Raw genomic sequence first — 16572 nt, 5'->3', positions numbered from 1 at the left:
ATGGCGACGAAAAAGGAAAAGCGCCGGCCGAATCCAGTTCCAGTGATGGCGGCCGAGGTCGACGCGAGATACAAGATCGCGACTCCATTGCGATCGCTGATGAACCGGGTCTTTCCGGACCACTGGTCGTTCCTGCTGGGCGAGATCGCGGTTTTCTCGTTCGTCGTACTACTGATCACCGGGGTGTTCCTGACCATCTTCTTCGAGCCGTCCATGCAACCGGTCGCCTATGACGGACCCTATGTCGCTCTGCGGGGGACTGAGGTCTCAAAGGCGTACGAGAGCGTTCTGGACATTTCTTTCGAAGTGCGCGGGGGATTGTTCGTGCGGCAGATGCATCACTGGGCGGCGCTGCTGTTCATGGCCTCGTTGATCCTGCACATGCTCCGCAAGTTCTTCACCGGAGCGTTCCGCCGACCCCGGGAGGCCAACTGGGTCATCGGCGTCCTGCTGTTCGTGCTGGCGTTCCTCGAGGGGTGGAGCGGTTACGGCCTGCCCGACGACGGGCTCTCCGGCACCGGCCTGCGCATCGCGCACGCCATCATGCTCTCGATCCCGGTCGCCGGCACCTGGATCACGGCGTCGCTGTTCGGCGGCGAATACCCGGGGTCCGTCATCATCGAGCGCCTCAACGTCCTGCACTCGTTCCTGCTGCCCGGACTGGTGCTGGCCGTCGCCGGCCTGTCCGCTCTGCTGTCCATGAGGCAACGGCCCGCCCAGTTCCCGGGCCCCCTGCGGACCGAGAACAACGTGGTCGGCGAGCGGCTGTTCCCCCGCGTCCTGATGAAGCGCGCCGGCCTCTTCTCCATCGTGTTCGCCGTGGTGGCCCTGATCGCGGGCGTACTGCAGATCAACCCGGTCTGGTTGTACGGTCCCTCGTCCGGCAGTGACGCGGCCTCGTCGAGCCAGCCCGACTGGTATGTGATGTTCCTCGACGGGCTGCTGCGCATCTTCCCGGCGTGGCAGATCACCATCCCGATAGGCGACGGCTACTCGATTCCGCCGGTGTTCTGGCCCGGTGTGGTCGTCTTCGGCGGGATGCTGACCTTGACGGCTGCGTATCCTTACATCGAGCGGCGCCTGCGCCGTGACACCTCGTGGCACAACTTGCTCGAGCGACCCAGGGACGCACCGGAGCGCACCGGCGTGGGTGCGATGGCCGTGACCTTCTACCTCGTCGCGGCGGTGTCCGGCATCAACGACATCATCGCCGACAAGTTCCACATCAGCGTGAACGCAATGGTCTTGGGCGGGCGCATAGCCTTGGTGCTCGGCCCGGCGCTGGCCTACTTCATCACTGTCCGGATCTGTCTGGGCTTGCAACAGCACGACCGTCAGGTGCTGGCACACGGGGTCGAGACCGGCATCATCCGCCGGCTTCCCGACGGCGGTTTCGCCGAGGTGCACCAACACCTTTCGACGGAGCCTCTGCCTTACTCGGGCTGGGCAGTCCCCAAGAAGATGAACCGGGTGGGAGCACTCGCCCCGGCGACCAAGGGCTTCTTCTTCCCGATCGAGCGGCCGCGGGCCGGCAGCGAGCCTTCCCAAGCTGATGAGCCGCAGCCTGATCTGGAGCGACAGTTGTGACGGGGCAAGGACTGCGGACGCTCTGCTGACGGTCCGCGGGGGATGCCTGGGCTCGGTCGGGCGTGGCGTCGTTCGATCGGGTTGATCCCGGTGCCGCTGCGCCGCTACCGGTTCCCGGGCCGGCGCGGGACCGACAACAGGGCCGCGCTGGAAAGGATCCTGTTCGTCATCAGCACCGGCATGCGCTGGAACGATCTACCCACCGTCAGGTTCGGCGCGTCCGGTGCGACGTGCTGGCGCCGGTTGCAAGAGTGGCACCAAGCCGGGGTGTTGCAACAGCTGCACGAAGCCGTCCTGGCCGAGCTGCGCGCTGCAGGCCTGCTGGACCTGGCGCACGCGACCGACGCCAGCGGACTACCCCTGGCGGTCATCCTGACCGGCGGCAACCGCAACGACGTCACCCAACTGCTGCCCTTGATCGACGCCATCCCACCGATCCGCGGCCTGCGGGGCCGCCCGAAACAACGACCCCGCGCAGGGTGTTCGCCGACCACGAGAGTGGTTGGCACGGTGTGCGTTTCCCTTTGAAGCTCCTAACGATCTGCTGAATCGAGGTTGATCAGCGCCACGAGGTGAAGATCAGTCTCGTTCGCCGGTCATGAGCAAGGCGTGGATCGTCGATGACGACCTCTGGAAGCTGATCGAGCCAGTGCTGCCGCCGTGGCCGGATAAGGCGCCTGGCCCGCGGCCGTTGCCGGATCGACTGTGTCTGCAGGGCATCTTATTCGTGTTACACACCGGAATCGGCTGGGAAGACCTGCCGCAGGAGCTCGGGTTCGGCTCCGGGATGACGTGCTGGCGGCGGCTGGTGCGCTGGACCGAGACCGGCGTGTTCGACCAGGTGCACCAGATTCTGCTGGCGAAACTGAACGCGGCGAACAGGATCGACTGGTCGAGGGCGGCGATGGACGGCAGCCACATCGACGCGAAAAAAGGGGTGCCGGAACAGGCCCGTCGCCGGTCAACCGCGGCCAGCCCGGCTCCAAGCATCACCTGATCTGCGACGGCCACGGCACCCCGGATCCATGTGCTCACCTCCGCCGCGAACGTGCCTGACATCAGCCGCGCCCTCGACGTGCTCGACGGCTACCCGCCGATCGCCGGCCGCCGCGGGCGGCCACGCCGCCGGTTCGACACGCTGCTGGCCGACAAGGGCTACAGCAGCGATGCATTCCCCCTGGCCCTCGACATCCACGACGGCCTGGTCGGCCTCGATTGCGTCCTGATCTGCTGGCGGCGACCGATCAACTGGACCGCCAGGAGATCCTTTTAGGAGCTTTTACACGCACGACGAACGACGGCCGCAAGATGCTCAGCCCGTCGGGCTCATTGCTTCCGGCCGTCTGCCAACGCCTGTTCGAGCTTGCCCGGCGCCCGCACGATGTCGATGGTGGCGATCTGCCCGGCCACGGTGGTCACCGACGCCACGAAGTCCAGCACCCCGTGGCGGAAGCAGGCGAAGCCGAGCGCGCCGTTCACCATGACCAGCCTCGCCTCCCGGTCCGAGGCGATCGTGAACAGACCCATGATGTACCGGCTGACCTTGTCCGCGCCGGCCACCGGCCGCCGCGCGGCGCTGACCTGGCCGCCGCCATCACATGTCGTGACGACGCCGGGGTCCAACAACGAGAGCAGCCCTTGCAGGTTTCCGCCGGCCGCCGCGTCGAGGAACGCGGTCACCGTCTGCCGGTGGTTCTCCGCGTCCACTTTCAGTCGCGGTGTGCTGGCCCGAATGTGGCTTCGGGCCCGCGAGGCAAGCTGGCGGACAGCGTCGGGGGAGCGGCCGACCGCGGCGGCGACCTCCTGGAACGGCAACGCGAACAGATCGTGCAGCACGAACGCCGTACGCTCGGCCGGGGTCAGCGACTCGAGCACGATGAGCAGCGCATAGCTGACGGTGTCGTCGAGGGTGATGCGGTCGGCCGGATCGACCCCGCTGGGCAAGTGCTCCACGAGTGGATCGGGCAGCCACGGACCGACGTAGGTCTCCCGGCGTGACCGCGTCGAACGCAGCGCGTCGTAGGCGACACGAGCGACGGCGACGGTGCTCCACGCCTCGATATTGAGGACGCGTTCGCGGTTGTCCGCGGAGACTAGCCGCAGCCACGCATCGGAAACGGCGTCCTCGGCGTCGCTGTGGCTGCCCAGGATCGAATACGCCATGCGGGTCAGCCGCAGACGTGCGGTGTCGTACGCCTCAGCGAGTTCATCGTCACGGCTCACGGCACGTCCACGCTCCTCGGGTGGGTCCCGCGCACCCAGGTCTGCTCGATGCCGATCGCGAGCCGGTCCGCGGGCAGTCGTCCGGTTTTCGTCATAGCTCGGCGCCCATCGCGCTGGCCAGCTGGTCCGGGGTCATACCGAGCTGGAACAACAGGTTGCGGTCGGCAGCGCTGTCCAGGTCGAGTCGCTCGGGCAGGTGTTCTCGCAGCGATTCGGCGATGTCCGGCCCGTACGCCCGGCGGGCGACCCGCAGCGCGTGGGCCCTGGTCACGATGATCATTGGGGCCTCCTTCGCTATGAAGACGGAGCGGCCCCGCGGATCTGTGACAACCCTGGCCGCCGGTCTACCGCACGGGGCCGTGCTTGGTCAGCTTGTCCGGGTTGGCCATCCACTGGATGCCGGTGATCAGGTCGCCGGAGATCTCGAATGCGATGACATTCACGTCCGCCACTTCCTCGGCGTCGTGCTGGAGAAGCAGCCCCGCCTGTCCGTTGACCTGGACGATCAGGCCGGTCGGGTGCCGCTTGGCAAACGCGCCGATCATCAGGCGGGAGACTCGCTCGGCGCCGGTAACCGGCCGCAGCGCGGTGCTGGCCCGGCCGCCGCCGTCGGCCCACAACGTCACGTCGCGGGCCAGCAGGCCCTCCAGGGCGTCCCGCTCGCCCGTCCGGGCCGCGAACAGGAACCGCTCCACCAGGTCACGGTGGATCTCCGGGTCGGTGGCGAACCGGTCCTGGCCGGTGTTCAGGTGGCCGGCTGCGCGCCGATGTAGTTGCCGGGCATTCGCGTCGCTCAGCCCGAGGATCTCGCCGATCTCCCGGTACGGCAGATCGAAGGCCTCCCGCAGCACGTACACCGCGCGTTCGGGGGCGGAGAGCTGCTGCATGATGCGCAACATGGCCAGCGACAGGGTCTCACGCTGCGCGACGGTGTCGGCCGGCTCGAGCGACCGCATGTCCCCGTTGTGGACGGGTTCGGGAAGCCACGGGCCGACGTAGGTCTCCCGGCGGCGGTGCGCCAGTCGCATCATGTCGATGGAAAGCCTGGTGACCACGGTCACCAGGAACCGGTTCGGGGCCTCGATCACCGTACGGTCGGTGTCCGACCAGCGCAGCCAGGCCGCCTGCACGACGTCCTCCGCATCGGCGAAGCTGCCGAGCAGCCGGTAGGCGAGCCCCAGCAACATGCCACGGTGCATCTGGAAGACGGCGACGGCATCACCCGCGGGCGGTTCCGGATCTGGTGACATGCCTGATTATAGGATCGCCGAGCGGCGGATGGATCTTCCGTTTGACACATTGACGAATTCGTCTCGCCGGTGCCTCAATTGCCGGAGCCTCGCTAGGAAATGCCTCATCATCACCTTTCTCGTGTTCTGGACACACCCAGGTGACCGGGGTTCAGGTCGGCAGTTTCTCCGGCGCGCGCACGATGTCTATGCGGGCGACCCGCTCACCGACCGTGGTGAACGAGACCACGCTGTCGAGGACGTCGCCCTCGTACAGGCCGACGCCGAGGGCGCCGTTGACGTTCAACGGCCGTACGCTCTGCTTTCCGGTGACGCCGTCGGCGAGCCCGAGGACGAAGCGGGTGACCTTGTGCCGGCCGACCACGGGGTGCCGCGCGGCCGTGACCTTGCCACCGCCATCGGTGGTCATCACGACGGACTCGTCCAGCAGCGCGAGCAGACCGTTCAGATCACCGCTGGCGGCCGCCTTCAGGAACGCGGTGACCGTGCGCTCGTGCTGGGACGCGTCCACCTTGATCCGGGGCCGGCCGGCCTGCATGTGCGCGCGGGCCCGCGAGGCGAGCCGGCGGACCGCGTCGGGTGAACGACCGACCGCCTCGGCCACCTTCTGAAACGGCATCCCGAACAGGTCGTGCAGCACGAACGCCGTACGTTCGGCCGGAGTCAGCGATTCGAGCATGACCAGCAACCCGAAACTGACGGCGTCGTCCAGGGTGACCCGGTCCGCCGGGTTCACGGTGCCGGGCAACTGCTCGACGATCGGTTCGGGCAGCCACGGTCCGACATACACCTCCCGGCGCATCCGCGCCGAGCGCAGGACGTCGAAGGCCGCTCGGGCGACCACGACGCCGGCCCACGCCTCGACGTCGACCACCGGCTCCCGGCGGTCGGCCGCGACGAGCCGCAACCACGCCTCGGAAACCACGTCCTCCGCCTCCCCGCGACGGCCCAGTACCGAGTACGCCACCTGGATCAATCGCGGGCGAGCGCGTTCGTACCGTTGCGCCAGTTCCTCTTCACGGCTCGCGGCACTCTCGTCCTTCGTGGATTCACTGCTCATGAAGAGAGGACGTTATTGCGCGACGGTGTGTGACATGCATGCCGTACGGCTGGACAGCGCCGGAATCCGTCCCTCAGCTGCTCACGGTTCTTCACGGCGATGCCATCGGCGCAGCTTCGCCGGAGCGGTCACCGCCCACAGACTCACCACCCGGCCCGCGTGCGTCTCGACGGCCAGCACCGCCAGGGCCACGCCGGCCCGGCGTACCACCAGAGCGGGAGATCCGTTGGCCATCTCGACGGTGAGCTCCGTGCCGTTCTCCTGAAGCAGGAGCAGGGCGAGATCGGTCACCTGGTCGACACCGAAGGCGGCGTGCCACGGCCCACCGTCACAGATCGCCGAGACTTCGGCGTGCAGCTCGGCCCGGAAGGCGGCCCGGTCGTCGCGCTGGGCAGCCAGCGCCAGCGCCAGGACGATCGGGTCTTGCTCGTTCGACGACACCATGACCACTTGACGAAATGGGGGGACCGAGTGGGACATCGGGATCGGTGTTGCCGAACGCCTCAGCAGCGTGGCCGAGATCGGCGACGTCGAAGGCCCACCGTCGGGTCGGGAGACCGGTCATTGCTCAGGCCGCTCGGGTGATGCTGGACGACGAAGCCTTCTCAGGTGTTATCAGGGCTGGCTTACGGGTGCCCCGGTGAGTGCCTCGGTGAAACCGCCCGCGTGAGGCGCTGGACGCCATTTGTGGGCAGAGTAGCGCGGACGACGGCGACTGGGCAGGCGGAGTGGTAGAGCAGAGTCTGGCTGACCGAGCCGAGCAACAATCCTTTGAAAGTGTCGTGGCCGTGAGCGCCGAGCACCATCAACTGCGCCTGTCTCGATCTCGCTATCAGTTCGTGTCGCGGGTGCCCACGCACCACTTCCGGTTTGACCACGACGTCGGGGTATGTCCGCCGCCAACCGGCGAGAGCATCGATGAGCGTTTGCCCGTCCGTGATCAAGCCGTCCGACCGCCCCGGCGAACCGTCCCGAACATGCAGAGCAATCAGTTCCACCGAGCGTTGCGCGCTCTCCTCGAACGCGAAGCCGAGCGCGAGATCGGATTGGTTGGTGCCGTCGATGCCGACCACCACCGGTCCGGCGGTCGGCCCGGCACCGCGAATGACCAGGACCGGGCAGCGAGCACGGGCGGCTGCGTGCACAGCGACCGACCCGATGATCAGTCCGCTGAGGCCGCCGAGGCCCCGATCGCCGAGTACCAGCAAGGTGGCCGGATCGGCCTCCTCGAGGAGTACCTGCGTGGCGGCACCGTCGATCAGATGCGTACCGACCAGTACCTGCGGCGCAGTCTTCCTGGCCTCGGCTTCCGCCTCGGCAAGCAGGTCCTCGGCTTGATGTCGCAGGCCGGTCGCGGGCAGGTCGGGGGCCACCGGCCCGACGTAGACGTGCAGGGACGACCAGACGAAGGCATGAACGATATGCAGAGGAACCTTTCGACGTGCCGCCTCGGCAGCGGCTGCGCGTACCGCAGCGAGGGACTGTTCGGAACCGTCGATGCCGACGAGCACCCGTGTGATCGCAGTAGTCATGTCGTCCCCCTGAGGTTGATCGGTCACCGGTATGACGGGACAGCCCCGCCGGCCGTGACATCTCGTCGATCCCGGCTCCCCAGAGGCCGGTCGCCGGCCGGCGTTTGTCCAGTCCCGGTACGCAGGGACGGCTGCGTCATTTCGTCAGCTAATTGACCCCCGGCCGGACGTGACATTGCCGTCGCCGTTGGCCGTCTTTACCTTTTCCAGAAATAGCGTTCGACTGGCAGAATAAAAGGAGTCGTCATGACCAGGATCGGAATCATCCTCGGCAGCACCCGGCCGGGCCGGGTGGGCGATCAGGTGGCCGCATGGGTTCAGCAGGTCGCCGTGACCCGCACCGACGCCGAGTTCGAGCTGCTGGACCTGATCGACTACAGCCTGCCGCACCTCGACGAGGAGGTGCCGCCGGCCATGGACCAGTACTCGCAGCCGCACACGCTGGCCTGGGCGGAGAAGATCGCCTCGTTCGACGGCTTCATCATCGTCACGCCGGAGTACAACCACTTCACGTCGGGCGCCATGAAGGACGCCTTGGACTTCCTCAACAAGGAGTGGAACAACAAGGCCGTCGGCTTCGTCGGCTACGGAGCGTACGGCGGATCCCGGGCGATCGACCACCTGCGCGCGGTGGTCGCGGAACTGGCGATGGCCGACGTGCGGGCACTGGTGGCCCTCCACCTGGCGACCGACTTCGAGAACTTCAGCATCTTCCGCCCGGCGGAGAGGCACACGGCTGAACTCCACAAGGTGCTGGACGAGACCATCGCGTGGAGCAACGCGCTCGTGCCGCTTCGCCTTCCGGTCCACGCCTGATGCGCAGGGGGCGGCGGCGCGGCCGGTGCCGCCGCCCGGCCTGAGTGACGCCCGTGACAGGCACGCCGACAGCCGTCACAAACGCCCGGGCGGCACCCGTCGTGTTGACGTGAAAACGATTCTGATAGTGGGCGGTGGCTATGCCGGCTTCTACACGGCATGGAAGCTGGAGAAGAAACTCCGGCGCGACGAGGCTCGTGTGGTGGTGGTGGATCCGCGGCCGTACATGACGTATCAGCCGTTTCTGCCCGAGGTGCTCGCCGGCTCGGTGGAGGCCCGGCACGCCGCGGTCTCGCTGCGCAAGCATCTGCGCCGCACCCGGCTCGTCCCGGGCCGGGTCGTCGCCGTGGACCACGCGCACCGGACGGTCACCGTACGGCCGGCCGAAGGCCCGGAGTTCCCGCTCAGCTACGACATCATCGTCGTCACGGCCGGTGCCGTGACCCGTAAGCTGTCCATTCCGGGCGTGGCGCAGCAGGCGATCGGCCTGAAACACGTCGAAGAGGCGGTGTCTATCCGCGACCGGCTGCTCACCGCCTTCGACCAGGCCGCGGCTCTCGAGCCCGGGCCGCGCCGGCGTCAACTGCTGACGGTGACGTTCGTCGGGGGCGGGTTCTCCGGCGTCGAGGGCTTCGGTGAGCTGTTGTCGCTGGCGACGTCGCTGGTCCGGGCGTACCCCGAGATCGATCTCGCCGAGCTGGAGTTCCACCTGGTGGAGGCCCGGGACCGGATTCTGCCCGAGGTCACTGACAAGCCCGGCCGGTGGGTGGTGCAGTCGCTGGAGAAGCGCGGGGGGCACGTCCACCTCAACGCGCAACTGGTCTCCGCGGACAACGGCCACGTGGTCCTGTCGACCGGGGAGGAGTTCGACTCCGAACTGATCGTGTGGACCGTCGGCAACGCCGCGAACCCCATGGTGCACAACCACACCGATCTCCCCATCGACGAGCGCGGGATGCTCGTCGTACGGGCGGATCTGCGGGTCGGCACCGAGGACGAGCCGGTGCCGGACGCGTGGGCGGCCGGCGACGACGCGGCGGTCCCGGACCTGGCGGCGGACCGGCCGGGGGTCACCACTGTGCCCAACGCCCAGCACGCCGTCCGGCAGGGGAAGCTCCTGGCGAAGAACCTCGTCGCCACCCTGCGCGGGCGGAAGGCGAAGCAGTACGTGCACCACAGCCTGGGCACAGTCGCCACGCTGGGCCTGGGCCGGGGCATCTTCCAGTACCGCGGGATCGTCATCAAGGGGTTGCCGGCCTGGCTGGTGCACCGGGGATACCACGTGCTGGCGGTGCCCAGCTGGGAGCGGAAGATCCGGGCGCTGGCGGTCTGGCTGACCGCGCTGGTGTCCGGCCGGGACATCGTGTCGCTGGCCTCGGTGCAACAGCCCCGTCACGAGTTCGTCACCGGCGGCGACCCGGGAACACCCATCAAGCCGTTGCCGCAACTGCTCGAACACGTCCCCCAAGATGACGGACGACGGCCGGAGTCCGGGGCATCGAGAACCACTATCACGTCGTGCACCCGGACGCCGGCCAGTTGACCGTGCTCAGCGCCATGCTGGAGAGCGGGATCTTGCGGCTTCCGAGACTCGGACGTTCGGGCTGAACGAGGCGCTGAGTCTGGTCAACCGTGGCAGCGGCGGGGTTCCCGTCGCCCTGCTGGTGTGAATGGCGACCGACCCTGGAGGACGGGCCGGGCGCGGACGTCTGGGTGCCGCTTAGTTCATCCGCAGTGGTGTGCACGGTCGGCCTCGACCCGGGCACGGGTCTCGAGGTCGACGGCTATCCTCCGGGGTCGCCGGCGACCGAGGTGACGGCGGTCCCGACCACAGCGCCGGTCCGGTCGTCGATCAGTCGGGACGGGCCCTCGAGGAAGGTTTCCTCCGCCAATGCGTACGTGTCGCCCGGGCTGTACGGCTCGACCGTAAAACTCCGGCTGCCTTCCACCTCCGTCGTGAACCCGTACGTCCGGCCCCAGGCAGTGTGGTCGTCCGACGGGATCCGTGGGTAGCTGTCCCGCCGGACGGCGAAGCCGTCGAGCCACTCGGTCGTGGCGTCAGCATGCTGGTAGGTGACGAGCTGGTGTCCCGCGCCGAATTGCCAGAGACCGACCCGGGCGCAGGTGTCCTTCACAGGTTGACACTCACGGCGGCCCGTCCGGGCATCTGACCCGGATGTCACACGCCACCCCCACTCATTCGTCAAAGGTGGGTGATGTCGTCATGACTGAAGAACAGGGCGGGATCGTCCGCAGACTGGCGCTGGCCGCCCGGCGCAACGACCGGGCTGCCTTCCGGGCCGAGCTGCACGCCGGGGTTCGTGCGGTATGCGACGGCGGACCCTGGAAGACCGCTTCCGGCACCGATCAGGTAACCGAGGTCGCGCTGACCCTGCTCCGGGTGTCCGGCGGGGAGGTCAGTGTGGAGCCGGCCAACGGCAGTCCCAGCCTGGTTGTCCGCCGCAACGGCGCGGCTCTCGCGGTGCTGATCGTCGCGACCGGCGGGGACCGGGTGGTGAACCTGTGGGCGGTGACCGCCCCGGCGAAGTTGCGGAGGTGGTGTCGGCCGTGAGCCGGCTGCACCACGGGCCACACCGCGACGGGCTCGCGAACTCGTCCGCAGGCGCCCCAGTTGCCGGTGTTGATCAGCAGCAGCGCGGAGGATGTCACATTGCGTCGCGCTCATCCGTCGTTCTTCCATGGTCACGATGGCGAGAGAAAAGTTCCCGATGAGCTCAGGGCTGACCCGCGGCGCGGGCCGCGACCAGCGGCGGGACCGGCGTGCCCGCCGGACCCGCAAGGTGCTGCAGGACGCGATCATCGAGCTGTTGCGCAGCGAATCGCTGTCGAAGATCACGGTCAGCCAGATCGCCGCCCGGGCCGACGTCTCCCGCCAGGCGTTCTATCTGCACTTTTCCTCGAAGGAAGACCTGCTGCTCAGCCATCTCGATGACATCTTCGCCGGCATCAGGGCGGCGCTGGTGCCGTCGCCCGCGCACCCCCAGCGGATCGGCCTGCGGAACCTGCTCGTCGCGGCATTCGTGGAGTGGCAACGACACGCGGGATCGCTGCGGCTGGTGATGCGGCTGGAGAACCGTGACCAGCTGATCGAGCGGATCCGGATCCACATCAGCGAGCTGATGAGCATGTTCGCCCGGTACGGGCGTGAGGACGTCGGGACGCCGCCGCTGCTCGGCTACATCATCGACTACCGCAGCGGCGGCATGTTCCTGCTCCTCAAGTCCTGGCTCAACGACGGCTGCCGGGTCCCGGCCGAGGAGATGGCCGACCTGGTGTACGAGATGTCGCTCGCGTACGTGCAGAGGCCGCTGGGCCTGGTGGAGCAAATCAGGTGACACGCATCGTTGAGAGAAGGTGGCATTGATATGCGCGGTTCACCCCTGGACCAGGTACCGGACCGGGACCCCGAGGAGACCGGCGAATGGATTGCCTCGCTGGACGCCGTCACCTCCGCGGCCGGTCCGGAACGGGCCTCCTACCTGATGCGCCGAACTCTCGACCACGCCACGCGGTCGGGTCTGGTGCTTCCGGAACTGCTGACGACCGGCTACGTCAACACCATCCCGACCGCGGCCGAGCCCGCGTTTCCCGGCGACGAGGACCTCGAACGCCGCATCGCGGCGTGGAACCGCTGGAACGCCGCCGCCATGGTGACCAGGGGTAGCCGGTACGGTCTCGGCGGGCACATCTCCACGTACGCCTCCGCGGCGTGGCTCTACGAGGTCGGATTCAACCACTTCTTCCACGGCAAAGACCTCGACGGATCGGGTGACCAGCTGTTCCTGCAAGGTCACGCGTCGCCCGGCATCTACGCCCGGGCGTTCCTGGAGGGGCGGCTCACCGAGGGACACCTGGACCGCTTCCGCCAGGAAGTGGGCGGCGACGGCCTGCCGTCCTACCCGCATCCTCGGCGGCTGCCGTGGTTCTGGGAGTTCCCCACGGTGTCGATGGGCCTGGGTTCGCTGGCGGCGATCCACCAGGCCCGGTTCAACCGTTACCTGCAGCACCGCGGGATCAAGGACACCTCCGCCGCGCGGGTCTGGGCGTTCCTCGGCGACGGCGAGATGGACGAGCCCGAGTCGACCGCGGCGCTCGGCCTCGCCGGCCGCGAGGGCCTGGACAACCTCACCTTCGTGATCAACTGCAACCTCCAGCGGCTCGACGGCCCGGTCCGCTCCAACCACCGAATCGTGCAGGAACTGGAGGCCCAGTTCCGGGCGGCCGGCTGGAACGTCGTCAAATCCCTCTGGGGCGCGGCGTGGGACGACCTGTTCGCCCTCGACACCACCGGCGCGCTGGCGCGCCGGCTCGGCGAGATTCCGGACGGACAGTTCCAGACGTACGCGGCCCGCGAGGCCGGCTACATCCGCGACCACTTCTTCGGCGCCGACCCCGTACTGGCCCGGATGGCGGCCCGGCTGACCGACGAGTCGATCGTCGAATCCTTCCACGACTCGCGCGCCGGACATGAACCGCGCAAGATTCACGCCGCGTACCGGGCGGCCGTCGAGCACCGCGGCGCGCCGACCGTGATCCTGGCGCAGACCGTGAAGGGCCACACCCTGGGCCCGGGTTTCACCTCGCGCAATGCCAACCACCAGATGAAAAAGCTGACCGGCGACGAGTTCCGGGCTTTGCGCGACCGTCTCGACCTGCCCATCACCGACCGCGAACTGGACGCTGAGCTGGTGCCGTACGGCCATCCGGGCGAGAACGCGCCGGAGGTTCGCTATCTCCACGAGCGCCGGGCCGCGCTGGGCGGGCCCACGCCGGTCCGCCGGGTATACGCGGCCGCCCTGCCGGAGCCGCCGGAGAAGGCTTTCGCGGCGTTGGCCAAGGGCTCCGGCCGGCAGGAGATCGCCACCACCATGGCCCTGGTGCGGGTGCTCAAGGACCTGATGCGCGACCCGGAGACCGGTCGACGGTGGGTGCCGATCGTGCCCGACGAGGCCCGCACCTTCGGCATGGAGTCGCTGTTCCCCAGCGTGGGCATCTACTCGCCCAGCGGCCAGAACTACGATCCTGTGGACCGCGACACGCTGCTCTTCTATCGCGAGGCCACCGACGGCCAGGTGCTGCACGAGGGCATCACCGAGGCCGGCTCCATGGCTGACTTCACCGCGGCGGCCACCGCGTACGCCACGCACGGCGAGCCGATGATCCCGTTCTATATCTTCTATGCGATGTTCGGCTGGCAACGTACGGCCGACCAGATGTGGGCCCTCGCCGATCAGCTCGGCCGCGGCTTCCTGATCGGCGCCACCGCCGGGCGCACGACGATGACCGGGGAAGGCCTGCAGCACGGAGACGGCCACTCGCATCTGATCGCATCGACCAACCCCGCCGCGATCTCCTACGACCCCGCCTTCGGATACGAGATCGCCGTCATCGTCCGCGAGGGCCTACGCCGGATGTACGGCCCGGACGCCGAAGACGTCTTCTACTACCTGACCGTCTACAACGAGCCGAAAATCCAGCCGCGCCAGCCGGCGGGGGAGCAGGTGGAGCAGGGCATCCTCCGGGGTCTCTACCGGCTGCCCGAAGACCACGCCATCACCACGCCGCCACCGCCGGATGCCCCGCGCCTGCAGCTGTTGTCCTCTGGCACTGCTGTCCACTGGGCTCTCGAAGCCCGGCGCCTGCTGGCCGCCGACTGGGGTGTGGCGGCCGATCTCTGGTCCGTCACCTCCTGGAGCGAGCTACGCCGTGACGGCCAGGCCAGCGACGCCGCCCGGGCCGCGGGGGAGGAGCGGGTGCCGTTTGTCGCCTCGGTCCTGGCCGGAGCGGCCGGCCCGGTCCTCGCCGTCAGCGACTGGATGCGTACGGTGCCGGATCAGGTCAGCCAATGGGTGCCGCAGGACTGGAACTCGATCGGCACCGATGGATTCGGACTGTCCGACACCCGGGAGGCAGTCCGCCGGCACTTCGGCGTCGATCCACAGTCCATTGTGGTCGCGGCGCTGGCCGCGCTGGCCCGGTGCGGTGAGATCGAGCCGGGGATCGTCGCCAAGGCCCGCGCTATGTATGCGCTGTGACCGGCCGGCCTTTTTGCCGTCGCAGATCAGCGGATCCTCGGTGGCGAGGTCCCCGATGAGGTGAAGATCAGTCTCGTTCGGTCGGCGTGAGCAAGGCGTGGATCGTTGATGACGGGTGGACTGACCGCTGACACCACAGCCGCCGCGTTGCGCGGCATCCGGCCTGCGAAAGGTCGCGGACAGTGCCCCGGCACACGTCGAGCGGGCGACCGCGACGGCACGCACGCCGACCGGCCGGCCGGATCCGGAACGCCTCGCGCAGAAGCTTCGTGTCGGAGGTGACGCCGCGATCTGATGGCGCCGCCACCGGTCGATCACCGCAGCGCCGGGTACGGGTGCGGCTCGCCTATCTGCGGTGAAGGCAGCGAGCCTCTCGAACGCCCAGTACAAGGCGGTGGTCTCGTCCCGATTTGACTGTGTGGCGACAACAACGTTTTCACTCGGCCATGCGAGGGCTCCAGCTCGAGACAACAGTGCGGAGAGAGACGTGCGTCGAAGGCGTGGCATGGTGATATCAGGATTGATTCTGACGGCGACAGTCGGTCTGGCCGGTTCAGTGGCGGCGGCGCCGACCACGACCGCCGAAACGACAAAACGGCTGGTGTGGGGCACCTGCCCGGACGAGATCGCGGCGGAAGCGCCCGGTCTCCAGTGCACGACCGTGTCGGTGCCGCTCGACTACCGGAAACCTGCCGGGACGAAGATCGCTCTGAAGGTGTCCCGGATCGCCAGCGCGAACCCGGAGAAGCGACGCGGTGTGCTGATGCTCAACCCGGGCGGGCCGGGCGAGACCGGGTTGAAGATGCCGGCCCAGCTGAGCGAGCGCGGCATCCCGAGCAGCGTTCTCGACACCTACGACCTGATCGGCATGGACAACCGCGGTGTCGGCTATTCGGCCCCGGTCGACTGCAAATTCACCTTCGAACAGAACTACGCCGGCAATGTTCCGCGATGGGCCGGGAACGCGGCCGTGGTCGCCGAGGACGCCAAGGCGGCCAAGGCCGTCGCCGAACAATGTTCGGCCAACGACAAGGACGGACGGCTGGCGCACATCTCGACGGCCAACACGGCGCGGGACCTGGACCGGATCCGGGTGGCGCTGGGTGAGAAGAAGGCCAGCTTCTTCGGCGTGTCCTACGGGTCGGCCCTCGGGGCTGCCTACGCCTCGATGTTCCCCACAACCACCGACCGGGTCATCATCGACAGCAACCTCGGCGACACCGCGATGACCCGGGCCAGCCTGCGCCGGTTCGGGCTGGGCGCCGAGCAGGCGTTCCCGGACTTCGCCGCCTGGGCCGCCGAACGACACATCGCGTACGGCCTCGGCCGGACGCCGAAGGAGGTGCGCAAGACATACTTCGCCACCGCCGAGCGACTCGACAAGCAGCCCATCCCCGGGTTCGACGGGCGCGTCTTCCGGCTCCTGAGCTACGGGTTCCTGTACAACCAGTCGAACTACGACCAGCTGGCTCAGCTCTGGCAGTCGCTGCAAAGCCCCGCAGCAGCCACCCCCGACGCCCCGAAGGCCGCGACGGCGCAAGCCCACCCGCGCTCCAACTTCTTCTCCGCGTTCCTGGCCGTGACGTGCAACGACACCGAGTGGCCGAGCGACGTCCGGACCTATCAGCGCGGTGTCGCCCAGGACCGCAAGAAGTACCCGATCTTCGGGGCCGCGTCGGCCAACATCAACCCGTGCGCGTTCTGGAAAGCCGGACCCTCCGAGCCCCAGGTCACCATCAACGACAACGGGCCGGCCAACATCGTGATCATGCAAAATCGCCGTGACGTGGCCACGCCGCTCCTGGGCGGGCAGATCTTCCGCAAGAATTTCGCCAACCGGTCCCGCCTGGTGACCGTCGACGACAACCAGCACGGCGTCTACGTCTACGGCGGCAACGCGTGCGCACTCAACATCGGCACAGCGTGGCTCGTCGACGGCAAGCTGCCGAAGGACACGAGCTGCGCGGCCTCCACGACGTCCGGCCCGGGATCCCACCGCCAGGGCCCCGGAAGCCATCCTTTCGTGAGCTGAATCAACGACACCCAGC

The 16572-nt window shown here is 68.1% G+C and carries 14 protein-coding genes and 2 pseudogenes; 9 read left to right on the top strand and 7 right to left on the bottom strand.

Features of this window, described 5'->3' with window-relative positions:
* From qcrB to NAG42_RS22650, 3 genes and pseudogenes are all read left to right on the top strand, one after another.
* Complete coding sequence (gene qcrB, locus NAG42_RS22660; protein WP_438872433.1) at nt 1–1587, top strand: cytochrome bc1 complex cytochrome b subunit; 1587 nt, start codon at nt 1–3, stop codon at nt 1585–1587.
* A gap of 42 nt (nt 1588–1629) precedes the next feature.
* Nucleotides 1630–2061: pseudogene (locus NAG42_RS22655) on the top strand (transposase); the annotation flags it as partial.
* A gap of 124 nt (nt 2062–2185) precedes the next feature.
* Nucleotides 2186–2860 (top strand): annotated as a pseudogene (locus tag NAG42_RS22650) (IS5 family transposase).
* A gap of 53 nt (nt 2861–2913) precedes the next feature.
* Here NAG42_RS22650 and sigJ (NAG42_RS22645) read toward each other — a convergent pair.
* From sigJ (NAG42_RS22645) to NAG42_RS22620, 6 genes are all read right to left on the bottom strand, one after another.
* Nucleotides 2914–3810 (bottom strand): RNA polymerase sigma factor SigJ, encoded by an 897-nt coding sequence (gene sigJ / locus NAG42_RS22645; protein ID WP_250032790.1) that lies wholly within the window; start codon nt 3808–3810, stop codon nt 2914–2916.
* Between the two features lie 91 nt (nt 3811–3901).
* A complete protein-coding gene (locus NAG42_RS22640; protein WP_250032789.1) occupies nt 3902–4090 on the bottom strand; it encodes a hypothetical protein in 189 nt (62 codons plus the stop codon).
* 64 nt (nt 4091–4154) lie between these two features.
* Nucleotides 4155–5060, bottom strand: coding sequence for an RNA polymerase sigma factor SigJ (gene sigJ, locus NAG42_RS22635; RefSeq protein WP_250032788.1), 906 nt, complete (start codon nt 5058–5060; stop codon nt 4155–4157).
* Between the two features lie 151 nt (nt 5061–5211).
* Nucleotides 5212–6120 carry an RNA polymerase sigma factor SigJ gene (sigJ, locus tag NAG42_RS22630; RefSeq protein WP_250032787.1) on the bottom strand — a complete coding sequence of 303 codons (909 nt, stop codon included), beginning with the start codon at nt 6118–6120 and terminating at the stop codon, nt 5212–5214.
* 81 nt (nt 6121–6201) lie between these two features.
* Complete coding sequence (locus NAG42_RS22625; RefSeq protein ID WP_250032785.1) at nt 6202–6564, bottom strand: sigma-70 family RNA polymerase sigma factor family protein; 363 nt, start codon at nt 6562–6564, stop codon at nt 6202–6204.
* A gap of 182 nt (nt 6565–6746) precedes the next feature.
* The gene (locus tag NAG42_RS22620; RefSeq protein WP_250032784.1) at nt 6747–7652 is read right to left on the bottom strand and encodes a universal stress protein; all 906 of its coding nucleotides are present in this window, start codon (nt 7650–7652) and stop codon (nt 6747–6749) included.
* A 246-nt stretch (nt 7653–7898) separates the two neighbouring features.
* Here NAG42_RS22620 and NAG42_RS22615 point away from each other — a divergent pair, with 246 nt between their 5' ends.
* Together NAG42_RS22615 and NAG42_RS22610 are read left to right on the top strand one after the other, a co-directional pair.
* Nucleotides 7899–8468 (top strand): NADPH-dependent FMN reductase, encoded by a 570-nt coding sequence (locus NAG42_RS22615; protein WP_250032782.1) that lies wholly within the window; start codon nt 7899–7901, stop codon nt 8466–8468.
* Between the two features lie 109 nt (nt 8469–8577).
* Nucleotides 8578–10011 (top strand): NAD(P)/FAD-dependent oxidoreductase, encoded by a 1434-nt coding sequence (locus NAG42_RS22610; protein ID WP_250032781.1) that lies wholly within the window; start codon nt 8578–8580, stop codon nt 10009–10011.
* A gap of 241 nt (nt 10012–10252) precedes the next feature.
* On the opposite strand, the gene NAG42_RS22605 is transcribed toward NAG42_RS22610, so the two are convergent.
* Nucleotides 10253–10603, bottom strand: coding sequence for a hypothetical protein (locus tag NAG42_RS22605; RefSeq protein ID WP_250032780.1), 351 nt, complete (start codon nt 10601–10603; stop codon nt 10253–10255).
* Nucleotides 10604–10692: 89 nt separating this feature from the next.
* Here NAG42_RS22605 and NAG42_RS22600 point away from each other — a divergent pair, with 89 nt between their 5' ends.
* The 4 genes from NAG42_RS22600 (at nt 10693) to NAG42_RS22585 (ending at nt 16556) form a co-directional block, all read left to right on the top strand.
* A complete protein-coding gene (locus NAG42_RS22600) occupies nt 10693–11040 on the top strand; it encodes a sigma-70 family RNA polymerase sigma factor family protein (RefSeq protein WP_250032779.1) in 348 nt (115 codons plus the stop codon).
* Nucleotides 11041–11176: 136 nt separating this feature from the next.
* Complete coding sequence (locus tag NAG42_RS22595; RefSeq protein WP_250032778.1) at nt 11177–11824, top strand: TetR/AcrR family transcriptional regulator; 648 nt, start codon at nt 11177–11179, stop codon at nt 11822–11824.
* Nucleotides 11825–11854: 30 nt separating this feature from the next.
* Entirely contained in the window at nt 11855–14524 is a 2670-nt protein-coding gene (gene aceE / locus NAG42_RS22590) for a pyruvate dehydrogenase (acetyl-transferring), homodimeric type (protein ID WP_250032777.1), read from the top strand.
* A gap of 505 nt (nt 14525–15029) precedes the next feature.
* Nucleotides 15030–16556 carry an alpha/beta hydrolase gene (locus tag NAG42_RS22585; protein WP_250032775.1) on the top strand — a complete coding sequence of 509 codons (1527 nt, stop codon included), beginning with the start codon at nt 15030–15032 and terminating at the stop codon, nt 16554–16556.
* Nucleotides 16557–16572 lie beyond the last annotated feature (16 nt).

The organism is Paractinoplanes maris (assembly GCF_023544465.1).
GTDB lineage: Bacteria > Actinomycetota > Actinomycetes > Mycobacteriales > Micromonosporaceae > Actinoplanes > Actinoplanes maris.
This window is presented reverse-complemented; position numbering and strand designations above follow the sequence as displayed.

What these genes read in the sequence shown, in the direction of transcription:
- NAG42_RS22585 (WP_250032775.1), top strand. Translation starts at nt 15,030, where the DNA reads ATGGTGATATCAGGATTGATTCTGACGGCGACAGTCGGTCTGGCCGGT.
- NAG42_RS22595 (WP_250032778.1), top strand. Translation starts at nt 11,177, where the DNA reads ATGGCGAGAGAAAAGTTCCCGATGAGCTCAGGGCTGACCCGCGGCGCG.
- sigJ (WP_250032787.1), bottom strand. Translation starts at nt 6,120, where the DNA reads ATGAGCAGTGAATCCACGAAGGACGAGAGTGCCGCGAGCCGTGAAGAG.
- NAG42_RS22620 (WP_250032784.1), bottom strand. Translation starts at nt 7,652, where the DNA reads ATGACTACTGCGATCACACGGGTGCTCGTCGGCATCGACGGTTCCGAA.
- NAG42_RS22625 (WP_250032785.1), bottom strand. Translation starts at nt 6,564, where the DNA reads ATGGTGTCGTCGAACGAGCAAGACCCGATCGTCCTGGCGCTGGCGCTG.
- aceE (WP_250032777.1), top strand. Translation starts at nt 11,855, where the DNA reads ATGCGCGGTTCACCCCTGGACCAGGTACCGGACCGGGACCCCGAGGAG.
- sigJ (WP_250032788.1), bottom strand. Translation starts at nt 5,060, where the DNA reads ATGTCACCAGATCCGGAACCGCCCGCGGGTGATGCCGTCGCCGTCTTC.
- NAG42_RS22640 (WP_250032789.1), bottom strand. Translation starts at nt 4,090, where the DNA reads ATGATCATCGTGACCAGGGCCCACGCGCTGCGGGTCGCCCGCCGGGCG.
- NAG42_RS22600 (WP_250032779.1), top strand. Translation starts at nt 10,693, where the DNA reads ATGACTGAAGAACAGGGCGGGATCGTCCGCAGACTGGCGCTGGCCGCC.
- qcrB (WP_438872433.1), top strand. Translation starts at nt 1, where the DNA reads ATGGCGACGAAAAAGGAAAAGCGCCGGCCGAATCCAGTTCCAGTGATG.
- NAG42_RS22615 (WP_250032782.1), top strand. Translation starts at nt 7,899, where the DNA reads ATGACCAGGATCGGAATCATCCTCGGCAGCACCCGGCCGGGCCGGGTG.